Origin of the sequence: Exiguobacterium sp. s59, assembly GCF_018617475.1 — a bacterium.
Taxonomy (GTDB): Bacteria; Bacillota; Bacilli; order Exiguobacteriales; family Exiguobacteriaceae; genus Exiguobacterium; species Exiguobacterium aestuarii.
Genome location: NZ_JACSKG010000006.1, coordinates 119,940 through 138,542 on the forward strand (window position 1 = coordinate 119,940; position 18,603 = coordinate 138,542).

Genomic DNA, 18,603 nt, shown 5'->3' on the forward strand with positions numbered 1-18,603 from the left:
CAAATTTCCCTCCTCAAAAGAGTAGTTCATTTGTTTAAAATTCCTCTTTCAAGTCAGAATCAAACCCTTTTCTTAAAATTATCTCACCGTGCCCCACATCGACAAATCGAGAGCCTCCCGAATGGATTGCACACTTTCTTCTAACGGTTCGTAGTAGTACACATTGTTAATATAGGCATCTTGTCCCTCGACTTGCATCTTATTCACGTCCGGGTTAGAAATCATCGTGAGCCCGACAGAGGCCATTTGTAAGATGTTCATCTCAAGACCCATTTCTTCTTTCATGAAACGATACGTTGCCGGAATTTTCGTCCATCCCGTTGGACTAGCCAACTTCTCCGCAACAGCCGTCATGACTTCGGTTTGACGATTCGAACGGGCACCGTCCGTATCCGTCTTACGGTGTCGCGCATAGGCAAGCGCCATGTCTCCATCCATCGCGTAAGAAACACCTTCCGTATACTCATACGTTTGGTTGAACCCTTTCTCACTAAACGAATGCGTTGCCGTCACATTGACACCACCAATCAAATCAATCAACTCCATAAACGACTCGAACGTAATCACGACTTGTCCATCGACCGACGCATCGGTCAACCCTTCCACGGCACCGACTGTACAGTCTGCCCCTCCATAAGCGAAGGCATGGGTGATTTTATCACCCTCGCGGTCTGGCTCACACGGAATCGCCGTGTACGTATCGCGCGGAATCGACACGTTTTGCACCGTGCGCGAGCGAGGGACAAACTCCATCAATTGTAGAGAGTCTGTCCGAGAACCTGATAATGATTCTCCAACCCTTGCGTCACTTCCCATGATGAGGAACGTGAACGGCGAGGTCGCCACATACCCCGCGACAAGCAACATAAAAATGAGAAGAAGGGCAACTTTCCCTTTCCACTTACGCTTTCGTTTACTTGTTGGTTTTGGCGATTGGTCGACTTCTCGTCTTGCCGGCTTTGACGGTTTCGGTTGTTGCGTCGCATGACTTGACTTCGGTCGAGAAGTCTTGCGTTTCGGTTTTGAGAATGACGGCATTCGAAGCATCCGTTTTCTCCGTTTTTTTGACGTTCCTTGATTTGGTTTCGAGGTCTCTGGCGATCTCTCGTTTAAGAAAGGATGCTCTGCCCCTTCATCCGGCTCTTCCAGTCGTGATGCTTCATTTATATCTGTTCGCTCGTTGGATGATTGCTCATCATTCAAGCGAGACGCTTCAAGCTCTTGTGGTTCGAGTTCGCGCTTTCTACGTTCTACACGCGATAAACGTTGATCATCTTTCATATTTTCAATCCTCAACTTTTCAATTTTTCTCTATTATCCCGAACCCACATTGATCTGACAACGTTTCTACTGAAAATCCGTCTTAAGCATGAGACCGTATGATTGTTTCAGATGAAATCCGGGAAAGGAATAATAATTGGTGTCTGCCCAAATCAAGGAAGCATGCAATAAGTATGAATGAAAGGAGGAGAGCTGATGCGCATCGGAAAATTACGAATGTTGTTGGAGCAGTATGGTGAGGCGACGCTACGTGATTTATTGGTCGAAATGTACCGTCATACTCCTAAAGATGTGATTGACGATCAAGACTTTGATTTTATGATCAGCCAGTTCACGCGTTATAAAGAAAAAAAGCATTCAGAAGAGCGTCATTCGCTCTCGCAAACGATTACGTTAGCTGAACGCTTTGTCGATTCGGCATATGAACATCTATATATCCGGCCCAATCAAGTTATGTCAGATCGTGATCAGAAAAATTGGTATATCCACGCCAAAAAAATCATTCGTGATTTAGCCCACTATGCCGAAGAATACACAGAAGCGCGTACGATGTATGAAGAAATGTTTTATCTTCTGTCGACGTCGGCTGGAGAAGAACCACTTTTTTCAACGAGCGATCCGTTTCGTCTTTTAAAAATCTCACAAGTCACCATGCTTCAAAAACTCATCCACTACTATCAACTAGACGCACCGATTGATACCGTCTGGATTGACCGCGCCCTATACACTGCCCTTCACGTGCCAAAAGATGTTGATTCTACGCGAATCGACTTGCTGTCTACCTTGCCGATTGAACACAGTCAAACCAACACGAGAAAAATTCTTCACGCACGCATCTTCAAACTTTGCGAGCGCATGTTAGAGAAATCCCAGACAGAAGATACCGCACTCGAAAACTATCAAGCCCTTAAAATGTTAGAACTTCGCCTCCTTGTCGCAGAAGGGAATTTACAAGAAGCTGAACAGAAACTGTTTTCGGAGTATATCCCGTTCTTTTCACATCGTTCCGAACCATTTCGTGTCTATGTTGATTTCTTGGAAAGTCATGGGCATACGGATGAGACAAAGCGATTAAAACGATTAGCAAAAGAAAAACGAATTCGATTTTAGACAAAAAAAGGGAGTCAATCGATGACATCGGTTGACTCCAATACATGATATGAACGAGGGGTGTTCATTTGAAAAGGAGGACAGAAAGTTGGTGCAGAACTTTCTTCCTACACATATAAGTATAAAGTAACGATTGTAACCGTTGCCAAACGACTTATTGCATTTTTGTGAACGTTTTCACGTTATTCGATCGTATTCATAATTCCTAAACCGACGACTGATAATAATACGATTAATACAAAGACATACACCATCTCATTGGGTGATTGAAATCCTTCGTGAATTTCTACCTCTTCTTCGACAATGATGTTCTCATGAATAACTACTGGTTCTGTTTCGGCCGTAACCGTCGTGGGCGCACCGATCATGAACAACATAGATACGAGAATCAGTTGATAAATATATTTCATCATAAACTCCTAATTGATTGGTTTCATTGTGATTAAGTATATCATGTCTTCGACGCACGTCACGTCTGACATTTGACGAAACTCACAGATCCATCAGCGTAACTAATCAGTTTTTCTGAATCGCATGCTTACAATCTATTTTATTTCATGTTTTTATAAAAGTTGTTGATTATTTTCATCAATCAGGTTTCATGAGAATGCCATACAACTTTAAGTAAGATAGCGCTTACAATTTAAATGTACTTATTATCTCATTCAGAAAGAAGGATTCTCCTTGAAACGAGCGCTACGCTTTGTAGAATGTAGGCAATTAGCTATGCAGGAACGCATCTCCATTCAGTCGTTATACCCCTTATCAAAGACACCCCCGCTCCTTTCCTTACCTCCTCATCAGCACGTGTACATCGCTTTAAACAAAAATAATCCGTTAGCTGCTTTCGTGGCGAATGACGAGCATTTAGAAGCGTTTCAAATCATTCAACTCTCAAAGGCGACATATCACGATCGTCATGTGTTTAGAGGATTACTCGATCGGATCATGTACGAACGAAGTCGAGAAACCACATATCCGATTACGTACTATCTTCACGAAGAGGACTTCCATAATCAAGATAAGCTTCGAATATATGAGGCATCTGGGTTTCAAGTGTTCCATCAAACAAATACGTATCACCTGCCATTCATTCCGTGCGAGAAAGCATCGCATACGTATTGGACACTCGAATTGATGGATTATTCAAGAAGAACGGATTGGCTTACATTTCGTAATGCACACTGCCATGTCTTACCTGGAGCCATTCCGATGACAGATGAACAATTTGCGCAAGAAATCCGTCATCAAACATTGTTTTACACGATAAGCTGGTGTCACCGACCAATTGGAATCATGAAAGTTCGATTACATATGTATCACGTTTGCGTCCAAGAAATTCAGTTGGATTGTGACGAGTCGCTGATACGAGAAGCTCTTTCCTTCCTGCAACAAAAGTTTTTCGATACGTTCAGATATATCGACGAGGCTCATATTTCTACGACTAATCTGCAATCTGACTTGAATTTTGCACTTCGAAAGCAAGGCGCTCAAGTATCGTCCGGTGGTACGTGTACACTTACGCAACAAGTACTACCAACCCCACTCTACTCATAAATGAAAAAGACGTCGATTGCATCAACTCATTCTCGCAGGAAAAAGTTGTTCATTCGACGTCTTTTATTCTGCAGCAGTTGTCGATTCCATCGCCAAAGGCGGCATTTCCTTAAACAGTTCTGTCCGCAGTCCCGTGTCTCTCAAATCGAGCGATTCAATCCGATCAAATTTGATTTGACGATCGACGACATTGAACCAATACGTGATGTTCGGCTCATCCTTGAAACGAATCGCATAATTCGATCCATTCAAATGAAAATCGACCTCAGTAGACAGCAACTCCGTCGGACCAATCTGTTTATGGGTGGTTAACCGTTCGAGCACAACTTGCTCTTCATTGATGCGATAATCGACAAACGTCGCAAGCGAGAGTCCAAACACAAATGATACTAGGGCGAACGTGCCCACCAATCCCATCGTGATTTTTCCGTTCATTTCGCTGTCCCTCCCTCTCTTATTATATCGGATGTGGTTGAAACGTTGTGAAGTGACATTTTGTTCAACTTTAGGCAAACTGAAGGTTGAGGAGGAATGTTCATGCAAATCGATCATACTGGAATCGCCGTCCGCGATTTAGACGAAGCGATCACATTTTATACAACGGTGCTTGGCGGAAAACTGATTGACCGTTACACAAATACGGCCATCGGGGTTGAAACCGAGCTGGCCGTCATTCATATCGGGGAGGATGTCATTGAATTATTACGACCGACGAGTAACACGAGTCCAATCGCTCGTTTCATGAAAGCTCGAGGGAAAGGCGTCCATCACATTGCATACCGTGTCGACGATTTAGACCAAGCCATTGCCGCTCACAAACAGAATGGCATTACATTTTTAGAAGATACCTTGCGTACTACCGCAAAAGGTCGACGATTGATTTATATGGATCCACGTCATTCAGGTGGTGTCATCACTGAGCTCTGTGATTATCCTATGCAAAAGCAGTGAGAGAGGTCCCCTTACTGCTTCAACAAAGTTTCTTCTATGATTTGACGGTTCTTCTCTTTTAATCGCTCGTTATGAGAAGACACCATCGCTGTAGCGGTCGCGTTCGGGTCAATATACGTTTTGGCCCGATTCACCGCGTTCGCCGCATCTTGGAATGCCCCCGCAATCAAATGGACCTTCCCTTCATGCGTCAGAATATCACCAGCAGCATATAAGCCAGGAACGGATGACTCGCTACCTGCATTTCCTTTCACGTAAAATCCATTAACCATCTCTACGTTTAATTCACTGTTTCGAAGAAGTTCTGCATCTTGTTCGTACCCATGATTGATCACGACCTCATCGATATCGACCACACTTGTTTCTCCCGTGTCGATCTGCGTTAACAGCACTTGCTGAATCGATTGTCCATCGTGAGAAATCAAGTCCGTGACTTTCGACTGCGGACAACAATCGACTCGGCTTTGTTTAATTTTTTCGACTTGTGCCTCATGGCCTCCGAGCTCTTCTTTTCGGTAAACCAATAGAACGTTCTCTGCAATCGGTTCGAGTGCATTGGCCCAATCGACAGCGCTATTTCCGCCACCCGAAATCAAGATCCGCTTCCCTTTGAACCGTTCAAGTGATTTGACCGTATAGTGAAGGTTTGACAATTCAAAGCGTTCGGCCCCACTCACTTCGATTTTGTGAGGTTTCAAAATGCCGCTCCCAGTCGCGACGATGACGGTTTTGGATACGTGATGACCATTCGACGTGTCGATACCAAATAATCCATCCTGACGTTTTAAAATCGACTCCACTTTCTCTCCTAGGATGACCGTCGGCGAAAAAGTGAGACCTTGTTGTACGAGTTGATCAATCAGGTTTGCTCCTGTCGTCGGAAGGAGCCCGCCCACATCCCACACCATTTTTTCTGGATAAACGTGAAGTTTTCCACCCAAGTGAGGCTGAAATTCGATTATTTTCGTTTTCATGCCTCGCAACCCGCTATAAAAAGCAGCATATAACCCTGCCGGACCTCCACCGATAATCGTCACGTCGAATTGTTCCTCACCCATCGTCGTATCCTTCCCTTCTATGTACGTGATGTATACATTTTAAAAATGATAATCATTCTCATTAGATAATAACCTGTTTCTTCGCCTTTGACAAACTTTTTCCCAACACCATCCTCCCTTGGTTTTTCTTCATCGAAGGTCGGGTAAGGAAAGATGAATCAAAAGGAAGGATGTGTGCTATGGAGTGGATGGATCTTTTACTGATCATCGTGTCCGGTTTTTGGCTTGTGGAGACTTGGAAATTTCGTAATCGTAAAGAGGCAACGGATGGTTCTGTCGAGCGGAAAAGCTTTTATTTCGTAGCGACGACGATGATCGTCATTTTCACTTTGTCGATCATTTATTCAATCTTTGTCGAGACGCGCCCATCAATCACTCAACGATTGCTTGCCCTTTCGTTTTACATAGCGGGTGTGTCGTTACGGTACTGGGGGATTTTTCATCTCCGTCATCAATTTACTCGACACGTCGTCGTTCGTCCGCAAGATGAGCTCGTCAGCTCCGGGCCTTATCGTTTCTTACGCCATCCTTTATATACAGGATTATTATTGATCACGTTAGGCTTCTCCTTGTATTTTCTTCATTGGGCAGTCGCTTTGATTGGCACCGTTCTTACGTCTCTTGCGTTACTATATCGGATTCGGATCGAGGAAGGGATGCTGACCCGCCACTTCGGTCAATCGTATGTATCATGGGCAAAGTCTCGCAAACGATTATTTCCGTTTATCTATTAATAAAGGAGTCCGGGGATCCCGGACTCCTTGCTGTTTTATACAGAGTAACGACTAAGTAATCGGACGACAACAATCCCCGCGATAAATGCGATGATACTAAGTGCCCACATGAGACCAGTGGCCGGCACTCCCGGAAATACGACGGCGAGTGAACCAACTACCAATCCGATAATGATCGAAAACGTCATTCCTGGGAAATTTGATAGCAAATAGCGAATTACCTTACTGCTGACAATAAAGCCGACCGCCACTCCTGCCCCGACGATTCCAATAATGAGCAAATTGAAATTTGAGATGGCGCTGATAACCGTCGGATAAACCCCAATCAGCAATAACACGAATGATCCGCTGATTCCCGGGAGTAGCATCGCCATACTTCCTAACCATCCAGAAAAGAACAAGAGAAGCGCCGTCCCAAAGGTCACATCCGTGATGATGGATGAATCGACCGGATTAAGAAACGCCATACTCGCCACGAGAATCGTTGCTACAATCATCGCGATGACATGGATTGGTCGAATCGATGCGCGCGATTTAAACTCTACAAAGAGTAAAGGAATGATTCCTAAAATCAATCCGATAAAGAAAAACTGTGTCGGCGCATAATACTCAAGTAACAAGTACTCGATTATTCGACTTAAGGCGATGATGGCTGTGCCCATCCCGATTGCTAGTGGAATTAAAAAACCAATATACTTTTTCCAATATCGGCTGAATACACCGCTAATTGCTTCAATCAATTGATCATAGATGCCTAAAATAACTGCGATGGTACCGCCACTTACACCAGGAATCAAGTCACTCGTCCCCATGGCCATCCCTCGCCAAATATTCTTCCACTCCATAACGTATCTCCTTTGCATATATCTTTCCTCAAGCACTTAGTATAGTCGAGAAAGGACGTTTGTGCATCCGCTTTTAGACCGAGAAAGGAGTCGAAGATGTCTCTTTTTTCATATAGTCAAACCGAGCTCCTGAAATATTGATTTCTTTTTCTTTTTGAAATCCGAGTCGCGTATACAAGCGATGGGCTGCTGGATTCGCTTGGTCTACGTTCAAGGTGACCGCTGGGATACCACGCTCTGTCGCGACGGTACAGATATGTTCGATTAACTTCGTCCCAATGCCACGGCCACCATATGCCTCTAATACAGCGAGCGAGTCGATGTATTGGACGAATCCTTCTGTCTCAACATCTAATTCTTCTTTACTCCCATGTGCCGTCAACCATTCCCGAATCGGTCGATCCAATTCTTCCGCCTCGTCTCCTCGATACGAAATGATCATTCCTGCTACTTCCCCTTCAATCTCGGCCACCCATATGTTTTCGTGGCTTAATCGATTTTTCGGCATTTCCACCCACATCGCCAATCGTTCCAACACTTCATCCGTATTTGTTGACCCCGTCAACGTATATGCGATTTCATGTATGGCCTGATACATGAGTGGCGCGATTTTTGTACAATCCTGCTTCGTTGCTTGTCGAATATTCATCATTGATCCCTCCATCACCTACTCTAGCATAGGACAGCACATCGATTGTTTGTTTACGCCCGTTTTGTGGCATCATATAGAGAGAAAGGGGCGAAACGAAATGAAAGCAATCATTACTGGAATGAATGGTACGGTAGCACCGGTTGTTGCCGAAACGTTACAACGTCATGGCATTGAGGGGATTGCGTGGAATCGTGAGCAAGTGTCCACGACGGATGAACAGGAGATGCGACAATTTATCGAAAGCATCCGACCGGACTATTTTTTACATATCGGCATGGGGCCGGTTGAATGGGCCGAGACACTCGCTCGTTTATGTGGGGAAATGAAAATTCCGTTCTTGTTTACGAGTACAGTGTCGATTTTTTCAGATGACGTGACTGGACCCATCTCACCGGACACGGCACCGGATGCTGAAGATGACTACGGAAAGTATAAACGTGACTGCGAAAGAGCCATCGTTCGCGTCAACCCGGGAGCTCAGATTGTTCGTCTTGGATGGCAGATTGGGGATGAAGCCGGATCGAACAATATGATGGACTATTTTACGAACGAGATGAAACAACGAGGTGTCATTCAAGCGAGTGAGCATTGGTATCCATCTTGCTCGTTTTTACCAGATACGGCGGAAGCTTTATTCGAGATTTTGACAAAACGCGGACCTGGTATTTATCAGCTAAACGGAAATGCGAACTATTCCTTATACGACATTGCGGTCGGACTAAAAGAGCTTCATGACGCCGATTGGCAGATTGAATGCACGGATGAACCAAAACGGGATAATCGGATGATTGATCCGTCCGTCCCAATCCGTCCGATTTCAAAACGTCTTAATCTACAAGCGAAATGAACTGCATTCCATACAAAACGCCTACTCAACCAAGAGTAGGCGTTTGCTTATGAGACTCATTTTACATCAGTCAATCGCAGTTTACTTTTTGGCAGACTCGGCATATCGACAAAGCTATAGCTCAAGTCTTGAGGAGGGACGGTATACGAGAACTCTTCGATAAACAACTCAATCACTTGCTCGAGAATCGCAATCGTCACATGTTCCCCTGCGCAACGATGTCCAAAGTCCACATTCCCACCTCCTTGTGGGATGAAATTGAACGGACTCTCCTTCCAGTCCATAAATCGTGAAGGTTCAAACTGATCAGGTGCTGCCCAAATTGAGGAGTCGTGATTCGTTCCATAGAGGTCAAGGAGCGTCAGTGTCCCTTCCGTAAACGTATACCCGTCCCATTCAAAATCGGTTTTGACTCGAGCTGCCGCTACGGGGAAGAATGGATAGAAACGTCTCACTTCTTGAACGAATGCTGTTTTCGTGACCTGTCCTTGCTTCACTTGTTCTGCTTCTTCAGGGAATTGGTGCAATGCTAGGACCGTGAACAGAACATAAACCGAGATTGCGACAGTCGGGCGTAGAATATTTAACACTTCGACAGCCACCACTTCTTCAGGTAACAACTCACCTGATTCATCTCGATGCCATGAGAATTCATAAAGCGCCGTCTGTTCATTCGGCAATAATTGATTCGACCGTACTTCCTTCACCATCTGTCGAATCCAAGCTTCAGCCGAACTTCTTGCCTTCCTACCTTGCAAATACGTCGGACCAAGAGACGTACCCGACTCAAATAGCAATCTCATTTCATCGGTCCATTTCTCTACTTCTTCTCGTGCAAGCGGGACTCCCGCCCATTCACATACGGCCTTCATCAACACCTGTTGGGCCACATCATATAAAACAAGTTCTTCCGTCTGTTTGATTCGTCTCCACTCGCGACCCGTCAGCCGGAGCAGACGATCGATGTTTTCTTTCGTCATCAATGACATGAACATACGTTTCCGGTGCGTATGCGCCGTCCCATCTAATGTTTGCACTCCATCTTCTCCGAATAGTGTTTTGAGAAGACGCTTCGGTGCAGCATCCTGACGTGTAAATTTGTCCGCCTCATAAAACAACGAAGCGGCGTCCTCTCCTCCAAGACAAATCACGCGTTCCCCAAGCAAACGAGTCTCAAAAAGATCTGACTGAAAACTTTTACGTCGATTGGCGACGAATAAATAACCTTCCCGTAAAAAATCGACACTGTGGTCGAGCCCTTCTTGCTTCGGAATGACTTTCCCCATCCAACTCACCCTTTCTCTTTTTTCGAACTACAAAGGATGTTCCCGTGTTATTGGCGAACAAACCTAATATCGAAAGGAGCGAGTGACATGTTACCGTTCTTACTAACATTACGCCGGATTGTTCGTGGGATCTGGCGCGGTCTACGGGACCCTGAGTTCCAAGTCTTATTCAGCCTTGCCTTTCTCACCATCCTATCCGGAACACTTTTTTATGCTCAATTTGAGGCGATGCGATGGCTCGACGCGCTCTACTTCAGTGTCATCACATTAACGACCATCGGCTATGGCGATTTTGCCCCTCAGACCGATATCGGGAAAATTTTCACGATTGGCTATGTGATCACGGGCGTCGGCATTGTGGTCGGATTCGTTACTAAAGTGTTCGACCACCTTCAAAAGGCACGGCTAGATGAACTAGAAGCAAAACAAAAGACGCCACCCTCTGATTCATGAGGATGGCGTCAATCCGTTTAGGACACTTTTCGATTTTCAATCTCAAGTTGTTGATTGAATCGCTTCGTCTCTGCAATGACAACGCCCGACAAGAACAAGAGACCAATCAAGTTCGGGATGGCCATCAAACCGTTGAAGACGTCGGATAACGCCCATACTAAGTTCAAGTTGGTCGTCATGGCACCTAGTCCAGCGACAAGCACGAAGGCAATTCGATATGGCAGAATCGACTTTTGCCCAAACAAGTAATGGATGGAACGTTCTCCATAATACGACCAACCGAGAACGGTCGAATAGGCGAATAAAACAAGTCCGATCGTCACAATGTAACCACCCGCCGGACCGAGGAATAATTCAAATGTGGCCGAAGTCAATTCAACCCCTTCTAACCCGGTCCCGATTTGACCACCCATGACGAGTGTCAAACCGGTCACCGAACAGACGACAAGCGTGTCTAAGAAGACTTGCGTCATCGAGACGAGTGCTTGACGACCCGGCATATCCGTCTTCGCAGCAGCCGCTGCAATCGGAGCAGAACCGAGACCTGCCTCGTTCGAGAAGACACCACGCGCGACACCATATCGAATGGCCGCTCCGATGGCTCCCCCACCGATGGCTTCCGCACTGAACGTACTGCTAAAGATGAGTGCGAACGCATCTGGAATAAGCGTGTAATTCATGATCATGATCAAGAGACCGCTACCTAAGTAGAAGGCAATCATGACCGGGACGAAGTAGCTGACCACTTTCCCGATAGAACGTACGCCCCCAAGGATGACCGCGCCTGTAAAAATCATGATGAGAATTCCTGATATGTAGAGTGGTACATCGAATGTCGTTTTGAGCGCGAGCGCGACAGAGTTCGTCTGAACCCCGTTCCCAATCCCAAACGCCGCAATCGAGGCGAATGCAGCAAACGCCACCGCTAACCAACGTTGATTCAATCCTCGTTCTAGATAGTACATCGGTCCACCAGCCATTTGACCGCGCTCATCGGTCACCCGATATTTAACAGCCAGAACAGCTTCCGCATATTTCGTTGCCATCCCAAAGAATCCCGATACCCACATCCAGACGATGGCCCCCGGTCCTCCTAATACAACCGCTGTCGACACCCCGACGATATTCCCCGTACCGACGGTCGCCGCCAGAGCTGTCATGAGCGCCTGGAAGTGACTGATATCCCCTTTTGAGGATTGATCCTGATTTTTCGAAAATGCCAATTTCAATGCATACGGTAATTTGGTAATTTGAATACCACCTAGACGCACCGTTAAGTAAATGCCTGTCCCCACAAGCAAAATTAAAAGCGGTGGTCCCCATACGAAATTGGATGCCGTACTCACCCATTCACTAAATGATTGCCCCATACAAAGTATCCCCTTTCCCCGAAAATAGTGTACACCTCTATTTTTTCAGAATACTTAGAACAATGCAAAAGTATTGTGCTAAAACAACTCCGGATCTTTTCATCTGTATACAAACAGCGAGACGAACTTAATCGTCTCGCTGTGATTCAGGCTTCTCTCGTTGTAAGGGCGCTTTCCAATCAAATGTATCCGGGACGTAATCGAGCCCGCCCGGATGAAACGGTTGACAACGGATGAGCCGGCGAGCGGTTAAATAACTGCCTTTGACGGCTCCATGTTTCTCAATCGCTTCGATTCCGTAGTGTGAACAACTCGGATAAAACCGGCATGTCGGCGGCTTTAATGGTGAAATAAAACGTTGATAACCTTGAATCCCTTTTACTAATACACGTTTCACGCGATTTCGCCTCACTCTGTTGAATTAGTGCCATCATAGCGCGATTTGAAACGTTTGTCATGTTCACCGCTCCATATGTCAAATCGTTTTCCATCTCTTAACAAATGAGCAAGATGGGCGATATTCGACAGCAGGTTTGTTATGATAGTCAACATAACTATTGACCGAATCGAATAGAAGAGGTGACGAATGATGAAACAATTACTAATGGTCGGTGCAGGATCAATGAGTGAAGCGCTCGTTCGAGGGTGGATTGACTCAGGAATCGAACCGACACAAATTACCATGACGAACCGAAGTGACCGTGAGCGATTGCTCGCATTGCAAGATGAACTCGGCGTACACACCGTCGAAGAAGAAAACGTGAACGACTATGACATCGTCGTACTAGCGATGCAACCGGACGGCGTCATTCCATACGTGGAATCAAAAGAGTGGAAGACCCCACTACTTGTATCGGTTGCGGCACATATCGAACCGAGCCAATTAGAAGAAGCTTCAGGACTTCCTGCCGTATGCGCGATGCCAAACACGCCGGTCGCATATCGGAGCGGGATGACAGGCTTATGGTTCGGTCCTGAAACAGATGAAGCCGATCGCGCGAAAGCAACTGCCCTCTTTGAGCGTGTCGGTCGAACGGCCATCACGGATGCGAAGACGATGTCTGCCTTCATGGCAGCCGCGGGTTGTAGCCCAGCTTTCTTCTATGAGATCGTCGGGGCGATGACACCGGTCTTGACCGATGTCGGATACGACGAAGCGACGGCTCGTCAAATTGTGGCTCAGGCGATGAAAGGCTCTGCAGAGTTACTGTCACATGAAACACGTGAGACGAATGAACTCATTGCTGACGTCGCTGCTCCAGGTGGACCGACCGACCGTGGTGTCGGCGTACTTCGCAAACGTGATCTTGCCGACGTGATGGCTTCAGCTTTGCGTGAAAGTGCCAAAGAAGATCATGAAATCATGGAGAAACCATAAAAAATGGACGGAAGCCACGCTTCCGTCCATTTTTTATGTCATCATATGTAGAACCGACACAATGAGTGCCACTACTAAAATCCCTGGCAATAAGTTCGCCACACGAATTTTTGTGATTCCGACCAAATTCAAGCCAATCGCCACAATCATGACACCACCGGTAGCGGTCATCTCTAAAATAAAGCTATCCATGAGCGACTCTGGAATGAATTTCATGATTTGAATGGCGAGTAATGCGATTCCACCTTGATACAATAACACCGGAACGGCCGAGAACATGACCCCGATTCCGAGCGTCGAACTTAACACGAGGGCTGTAAATCCATCAATCAACCCTTTCGTATACAACACGTCATGATCGCCACGTAACCCACTATCGAGCGCACCAATGATGGCCATTGCACCAATCACGAAGATGAGCGTTGCTGTGACGAATCCTTCCGCTACACTCGATTGACTCCCGAGACGCCGCTCAAGTCGGTAGCCGATTTCATTCAATACTTCATCTAGCTTCCACCATTCCCCGAGCGCAGACCCGACGACAAGACTTCCGATGACAATCAAGAAGTTTTCACTCTTCATCCCCATTTGAATGCCAAGCAAGATGACCGCAAGTCCGATCGCTGCCGTCACCGTCTCTTTCATACGCTCTGGAATGCGGTGGAATAAGAGACCTAACAATGACCCGATGACGATTAGTCCGGCATTGACGAGGGTTCCTGTTAACACCATTTTGCATTCCCCGTTTCATTATGTATTGAGAGGAATATACCAATTGCTTTCGCGCCATGTCAATATACAAAAAAAGAGCCACTTCTCGCAAGAAGTGGCTTCGCGGAAACCCATGTTCCGGTGGGTTTCTCGAGGGTTTGGCACCCAAGTGATTCTGACTGGGCTCGAACCAGCGACCTCTACCCTGTCAAGGTAGCGCTCTCCCAGCTGAGCTACAGAATCAGGTCGTGTCCTCTCTTAAGGACACTATTAATATATCAAGAAACTATTAAGTTGGCAACAACTTTTTAAAAGTTTTTTGTACTTTTTTTAACGCGTCATTTGTTGGCGATCGATATGCCGGCAGAGGCGTTCCAAATCACCTGCATAAACAGATACGAGCATGTTCTGGTATAACGTGTCGCGGTCCCAATGAAGACCGTTCGCTTTCGCCACGCGCTGAGACGGAACGTTATCTGGATGAATGAGCGAAATGATTTCCTTTTCCCCTTCGGTAAAGGCATACTGCATCAACCGCGCAGCTGCTTCACGCCCGTAACCCATGTGCCAATGCTTTGGTGACAACCAATAGCCGACTTCTAACTCAAGTTTGCCATCTAAATCATGGAGCAGTGTACCGGCATGACCAATCGGTTCATCACTTTCGAACGTCATCAACTTCAATAGCCCCGTCTGGCGTCCTGTTTCATACCGTGCCAATTGACGTTCGAACCATTCGATTGTTTGTTCGTCTGTATACGGTCTCCCGTCCGGACTGATGAAGCGCATCACCCGAGGATCTTGGAGAAGCGACTTAACAAAATAGAAATCAGAGATTGTGTACGGTTCAAACCGCAAACGTTCGGATTGCAACTCAACAAGATGCATCGTTTTCCGCCCCTTTCTTCCATCTCATAATCTGAATTATTCAATTCCCGTTTTCAGCTTGTTTCAATCCTTTACGATACAACTTTTAATCCGATCACACTGCCAATAATCATCATCAAATAAAAAATGCGCCAACGACTTCTTGATTCATTTAAATAGAGCATACCTAGAATGACGCCACCTGCCGCGCCAATCCCGACCCAAATGGAATAAGCCAGACTTAACGGAATATCTTCAAGTGATTTCGATAACCAATAGAAACTAAGCGCGAACGACAAAATCGACAATACCGACCATTTTAGAATTTGATACCCTTTTGATTTTCCCATAAAGAAGACGGCCGTCATCTCAGCAATGCCTGCACCAATCAAAAATACCCAACTCATGCTTCTTCCCCTCCTGTCACTTGCTTCAATCCGATGATGCCGATGATCAACGTCGTCACAAGCAAGAGCTTCCAACCACTGAGCGCCTCATCAAAAAGAAGAGCACCGACAATCACCGTACCGACCGCTCCGATTCCCGTAAAGACGGCATAGCCGGTACCTGCTGGGAGAACCCGGAATGCTTTGGCTAACAAACCGAAACTGACAATCAACAGAACAATCGTCCATAGCGTCGGAACAAGCACCGTAAATCCTTCCGATAGCTTCATCGTCGTAGCCCATATGATTTCTAGCAATCCTGCGAACAAGAGAGAAATCCAAGCGACTCTTTCCTTATTCATTCCATCCCACCCCTTTCTTAAAGATTCGGAAGGCGGCTCGTTGTCGCATCTCCCTGTCATCTTCAAACGTAAACAAAGACAGCAAAGCGCCGTCTAAAAAACAATAGTATGCAGCATAAAGTTCATCGAGTGGCTGTGACGGTAAATCTCCACGCTCCATCGCGAGACGGAACTGTTCTTTTTCAAATCCTTTTAGCTCCGTCTCCACTTTCCCAATGACTTCTTCGATATAATCCCGAAATTCTGGAGGTGGTACGAGTAGCATTCGTTTCGTCAACATCCACGTCTCATGATCGCTAAAGAATGACGTGAGTGTACGCACAATCGAATCAATCCGTTCTAAAGGGGATCGATTTACGGTATCCTCGCACGTTTGTCGCCAAGCCTCTTCGTAACGATTCGCCATATCGGTCACGACTTGTTTAAACAATTGCTCTTTCCCATCGATATGGGCGTATAAAGAAGCTTTACGAATCCCTACATCTTCAGCTACTGCCGCGAGTGACAATCCTTCATATCCTTCACGGGCAAACCGCGTTCGCGCAGATTGCATAATCTTATCTTTTGTATTCACCAGTCTCACTCTCCTCCCGACCACTTTACCTAACGAACGGTAGGTAGTCAATGTTGGTGATTGTCATTTCTTTCTTGATTCTCCACAATACAAGATGAAAGAGGTGAAAAAAGATGATTGAACAATTGAACGTGTCCATCCCAACAGAGAAGATGCGTGGTCAAAAACGGATTGTCCGCGTGTTTCGGCCAGACTGGGTCGATACCGACACCCCACTGCCCGTCCTTTATATGCATGACGGGCAAAACGTATTCTCCGGAAGCACTGCTACATATGGAGAAGGCTGGGAGATTGACCGTTGCATCGATACACTCCGACTCCCCCTTATGGTCGTTGCCATTGCGAGCGCTCCGAACTGGTTGGACCGCTATGACGAGTATTCGTACGAGGAAGATGAGATGTTATATCGCCGTATCGGACCCGAACTTGCGAAAACACGACCGACACTTGGTGGCCAAGGTCGTATGTATACAGATTGGCTCATGAAAGAGTTAAAACCACGAATCGACAAGGAGTATGCGACAGACCCAGACGATGTCGGTGTCATGGGGAGTTCGATGGGAGGGGTCATCTCTTTATATATGATGGCGACCTACCCTTCCATCAAAAGAGTCGGCTCTCTCTCCACCGCCGCTTGGGCGAACCTCGATCCTTTAATCCAGGCGTTACAACAAGTGGACTTCACAGGGAAACTGTATATGGATATCGGGACGAATGAAGAGAGCGGACCAATCACATCGAAAGATTATTTGTTTACGAATGCCAAACTCGTCGAAGTGATTGCGCAAAAAGGCATTGCCTTCCGTTACGAAGTCGAGCCGGATGCAGTTCATAACGAGTTAGCTTGGCGCCGCCGTTTGCCCCACGTCCTTCGTTATTTATACGACGTCACATGAAAAAGAGCGAATTCCGGTTTCGGAATTCGCTCTTTTGTTCTTTTACTTAGATGACCCAGTTCCCGTCACGCATGATTGCTTCACGCGTGCCGTCTTCTCGTTCGCCATCGATATTCATTTCTGCTGACCCGATCATGAAGTCAACGTGTGTCATCGAGTCATTCGCACCGTTCGCCGCGAGTTCCTCTTGTGACATCGCAGGGCCACCTTCGAGACATGTCGAGTATGCACGACCTAATGCCAAGTGACACGATGCATTCTCATCAAATAACGTGTTATAGAAGAGAAGACCTGAGTTCGAGATTGGAGAATCATCTGGAACAAGTGCGACTTCACCGATACGGCGAGCCCCCTCATCCATGTTCAACAATTCATCCAGAGCCGCTTGTCCTTTTTTCGCTTCCGCTTTGACGACTTTCCCACCTTCAAACCAAAGCGTGAACTCGTCAATCAAGTTTCCGCTGTAGCTGAGCGGCTTCGTGCTCGACACGTGACCTTCCACAGAATCTTTATCTGCGAGCGTGAATACTTCTTCTGTCGGCATGTTGGCGATAAAGTCGATGCCATCGACGTTTGGACCGCCACCGCCAAGGAAGACGTGCTTCTTCGGAAGTCCGATTGTCAGTTCAGTGCCTGGTGCGCTGTAGTGCAACTTCGCATACTTTTTCTCAGTCAACAGCTTCGCACGGCTACGAAGTGATTGATCATGTGTATCCCACGCCGCGACCACATCTTCTTGGTCCATACGTGTAGCTGCGAAAATCGCTTGCCACAACGCGGCGACCGCATCTTCACGCCCCGGGAATACTTTTTCAGCCCACGCCTCTGACGCACCTGCGACGATTGACCAACTCACGTTGTCACTCATCACATATTGACGCCACTTCGCTAGCGCTTGTCCGGCTGCACGGTTCGCATCCGAGATGCGCGACGATTCAACACCGTTCAAGGCATCCGGATCATCACTGACGATTGACAAGAAAGCTGTTTTTTCTTCAGCCAATTGCTCAAAACGAGCTTTCAACCAATCCGGAAATTCTTTGAATGAGTCTGCTGGTGCATCAAAATATCGAATTTTCGATGTCTCCTCATCGCTCCAATTGACAAACACCTGCTTCGCACCAGCCGCATACGCAGCTTTCACCACATGACGGACAAGTGGTGCCTGGCTAATATCGGCACGTACTTCTAGCTGTTGCCCCGGTTGAATATTGACACCCTTTTTCACAGCTAGCTCTGCATAGCGTGCGAAATCTGCCTCTGTCGGCATAGAAATCATAGACAT

23 protein-coding genes and 1 tRNA gene are annotated in these 18,603 nt (G+C 46.5%); 8 read left to right on the top strand and 16 right to left on the bottom strand.

Annotated features, from left to right (window positions below; all coding sequences use genetic code 11):
* Positions 1-78 precede the first annotated feature (78 nt).
* A complete protein-coding gene (locus KNO91_RS12745; protein WP_214818273.1) occupies positions 79-1,281 on the bottom strand; it encodes an LCP family protein in 1,203 nt (400 codons plus the stop codon).
* Positions 1,282-1,476: 195 nt separating this feature from the next.
* On the opposite strand from KNO91_RS12745, the gene KNO91_RS12750 reads away from it, so the two are divergent.
* On the top strand, positions 1,477-2,391 hold the full coding sequence (locus KNO91_RS12750) for a hypothetical protein (protein ID WP_214796343.1): 915 nt from the start codon (positions 1,477-1,479) through the stop codon (positions 2,389-2,391).
* 182 nt (positions 2,392-2,573) lie between these two features.
* On the opposite strand, the gene KNO91_RS12755 is transcribed toward KNO91_RS12750, so the two are convergent.
* On the bottom strand, positions 2,574-2,801 hold the full coding sequence (locus KNO91_RS12755) for a hypothetical protein (protein WP_214818275.1): 228 nt from the start codon (positions 2,799-2,801) through the stop codon (positions 2,574-2,576).
* A 397-nt stretch (positions 2,802-3,198) separates the two neighbouring features.
* On the opposite strand from KNO91_RS12755, the gene KNO91_RS12760 reads away from it, so the two are divergent.
* Positions 3,199-3,948, top strand: coding sequence for a hypothetical protein (locus KNO91_RS12760; RefSeq protein WP_214818277.1), 750 nt, complete (start codon positions 3,199-3,201; stop codon positions 3,946-3,948).
* 63 nt (positions 3,949-4,011) lie between these two features.
* Here the strand turns inward: KNO91_RS12760 and KNO91_RS12765 are convergent, their stop codons facing one another.
* A complete protein-coding gene (locus tag KNO91_RS12765) occupies positions 4,012-4,383 on the bottom strand; it encodes a hypothetical protein (RefSeq protein WP_214790660.1) in 372 nt (123 codons plus the stop codon).
* A gap of 102 nt (positions 4,384-4,485) precedes the next feature.
* On the opposite strand from KNO91_RS12765, the gene KNO91_RS12770 reads away from it, so the two are divergent.
* A complete protein-coding gene (locus KNO91_RS12770) occupies positions 4,486-4,899 on the top strand; it encodes a VOC family protein (RefSeq protein ID WP_214818279.1) in 414 nt (137 codons plus the stop codon).
* An 11-nt stretch (positions 4,900-4,910) separates the two neighbouring features.
* Here KNO91_RS12770 and KNO91_RS12775 read toward each other — a convergent pair whose 3' ends face one another.
* Positions 4,911-5,957 (bottom strand): NAD(P)/FAD-dependent oxidoreductase, encoded by a 1,047-nt coding sequence (locus tag KNO91_RS12775; protein ID WP_214796337.1) that lies wholly within the window; start codon positions 5,955-5,957, stop codon positions 4,911-4,913.
* Positions 5,958-6,136: 179 nt separating this feature from the next.
* On the opposite strand from KNO91_RS12775, the gene KNO91_RS12780 reads away from it, so the two are divergent.
* Positions 6,137-6,691 (top strand): methyltransferase family protein, encoded by a 555-nt coding sequence (locus tag KNO91_RS12780; protein WP_214796335.1) that lies wholly within the window; start codon positions 6,137-6,139, stop codon positions 6,689-6,691.
* 35 nt (positions 6,692-6,726) lie between these two features.
* Here the strand turns inward: KNO91_RS12780 and KNO91_RS12785 are convergent, their stop codons facing one another.
* The gene (locus KNO91_RS12785; RefSeq protein ID WP_214796333.1) at positions 6,727-7,536 is read right to left on the bottom strand and encodes a DUF368 domain-containing protein; all 810 of its coding nucleotides are present in this window, start codon (positions 7,534-7,536) and stop codon (positions 6,727-6,729) included.
* Positions 7,537-7,609: 73 nt separating this feature from the next.
* Positions 7,610-8,185 (bottom strand): GNAT family N-acetyltransferase, encoded by a 576-nt coding sequence (locus tag KNO91_RS12790; protein WP_214796331.1) that lies wholly within the window; start codon positions 8,183-8,185, stop codon positions 7,610-7,612.
* A gap of 100 nt (positions 8,186-8,285) precedes the next feature.
* Here KNO91_RS12790 and KNO91_RS12795 point away from each other — a divergent pair, with 100 nt between their 5' ends.
* Positions 8,286-9,035: a sugar nucleotide-binding protein gene (locus KNO91_RS12795; protein ID WP_214796329.1), complete on the top strand. Its 750-nt coding sequence runs from the start codon at positions 8,286-8,288 to the stop codon at positions 9,033-9,035.
* A gap of 56 nt (positions 9,036-9,091) precedes the next feature.
* Here KNO91_RS12795 and KNO91_RS12800 read toward each other — a convergent pair whose 3' ends face one another.
* Positions 9,092-10,321 carry a cytochrome P450 gene (locus KNO91_RS12800; protein WP_214818281.1) on the bottom strand — a complete coding sequence of 410 codons (1,230 nt, stop codon included), beginning with the start codon at positions 10,319-10,321 and terminating at the stop codon, positions 9,092-9,094.
* 87 nt (positions 10,322-10,408) lie between these two features.
* Between KNO91_RS12800 and KNO91_RS12805 the strand changes: the two genes are divergently transcribed.
* Positions 10,409-10,774, top strand: coding sequence for a potassium channel family protein (locus KNO91_RS12805; RefSeq protein WP_214790676.1), 366 nt, complete (start codon positions 10,409-10,411; stop codon positions 10,772-10,774).
* A 17-nt stretch (positions 10,775-10,791) separates the two neighbouring features.
* Here KNO91_RS12805 and KNO91_RS12810 read toward each other — a convergent pair whose 3' ends face one another.
* Both KNO91_RS12810 and yidD read right to left on the bottom strand, forming a co-directional pair.
* Positions 10,792-12,144: an alanine/glycine:cation symporter family protein gene (locus KNO91_RS12810; RefSeq protein WP_214796325.1), complete on the bottom strand. Its 1,353-nt coding sequence runs from the start codon at positions 12,142-12,144 to the stop codon at positions 10,792-10,794.
* Positions 12,145-12,271: 127 nt separating this feature from the next.
* Positions 12,272-12,541: a membrane protein insertion efficiency factor YidD gene (gene yidD, locus KNO91_RS12815; protein WP_015880777.1), complete on the bottom strand. Its 270-nt coding sequence runs from the start codon at positions 12,539-12,541 to the stop codon at positions 12,272-12,274.
* A 192-nt stretch (positions 12,542-12,733) separates the two neighbouring features.
* Here yidD and KNO91_RS12820 point away from each other — a divergent pair, with 192 nt between their 5' ends.
* Entirely contained in the window at positions 12,734-13,522 is a 789-nt protein-coding gene (locus tag KNO91_RS12820) for a pyrroline-5-carboxylate reductase family protein (protein WP_251126651.1), read from the top strand.
* 33 nt (positions 13,523-13,555) lie between these two features.
* Here the strand turns inward: KNO91_RS12820 and KNO91_RS12825 are convergent, their stop codons facing one another.
* From KNO91_RS12825 to KNO91_RS12850, 6 genes are all read right to left on the bottom strand, one after another.
* Entirely contained in the window at positions 13,556-14,254 is a 699-nt protein-coding gene (locus tag KNO91_RS12825; protein ID WP_214818285.1) for a DUF554 domain-containing protein, read from the bottom strand.
* 149 nt (positions 14,255-14,403) lie between these two features.
* Positions 14,404-14,476, bottom strand: a tRNA-Val gene (locus KNO91_RS12830).
* 87 nt (positions 14,477-14,563) lie between these two features.
* Positions 14,564-15,121, bottom strand: coding sequence for a GNAT family N-acetyltransferase (locus KNO91_RS12835; RefSeq protein WP_214790688.1), 558 nt, complete (start codon positions 15,119-15,121; stop codon positions 14,564-14,566).
* A 71-nt stretch (positions 15,122-15,192) separates the two neighbouring features.
* Positions 15,193-15,507 carry a DMT family transporter gene (locus KNO91_RS12840; protein ID WP_214796322.1) on the bottom strand — a complete coding sequence of 105 codons (315 nt, stop codon included), beginning with the start codon at positions 15,505-15,507 and terminating at the stop codon, positions 15,193-15,195.
* The gene (locus tag KNO91_RS12845; protein WP_214796320.1) at positions 15,504-15,848 is read right to left on the bottom strand and encodes a DMT family transporter; all 345 of its coding nucleotides are present in this window, start codon (positions 15,846-15,848) and stop codon (positions 15,504-15,506) included. Before KNO91_RS12845 ends, KNO91_RS12840 begins: the two co-directional genes overlap by 4 nt.
* Entirely contained in the window at positions 15,841-16,422 is a 582-nt protein-coding gene (locus KNO91_RS12850) for a TetR/AcrR family transcriptional regulator (RefSeq protein WP_214818286.1), read from the bottom strand. Before KNO91_RS12850 ends, KNO91_RS12845 begins: the two co-directional genes overlap by 8 nt.
* A 113-nt stretch (positions 16,423-16,535) precedes the next feature.
* Between KNO91_RS12850 and KNO91_RS12855 the strand changes: the two genes are divergently transcribed.
* Positions 16,536-17,318 (top strand): alpha/beta hydrolase, encoded by a 783-nt coding sequence (locus KNO91_RS12855; protein ID WP_214796316.1) that lies wholly within the window; start codon positions 16,536-16,538, stop codon positions 17,316-17,318.
* A 46-nt stretch (positions 17,319-17,364) separates the two neighbouring features.
* Here KNO91_RS12855 and KNO91_RS12860 read toward each other — a convergent pair whose 3' ends face one another.
* Positions 17,365-18,603 (bottom strand): aminopeptidase, encoded by a 1,239-nt coding sequence (locus tag KNO91_RS12860; protein WP_214818287.1) that lies wholly within the window; start codon positions 18,601-18,603, stop codon positions 17,365-17,367.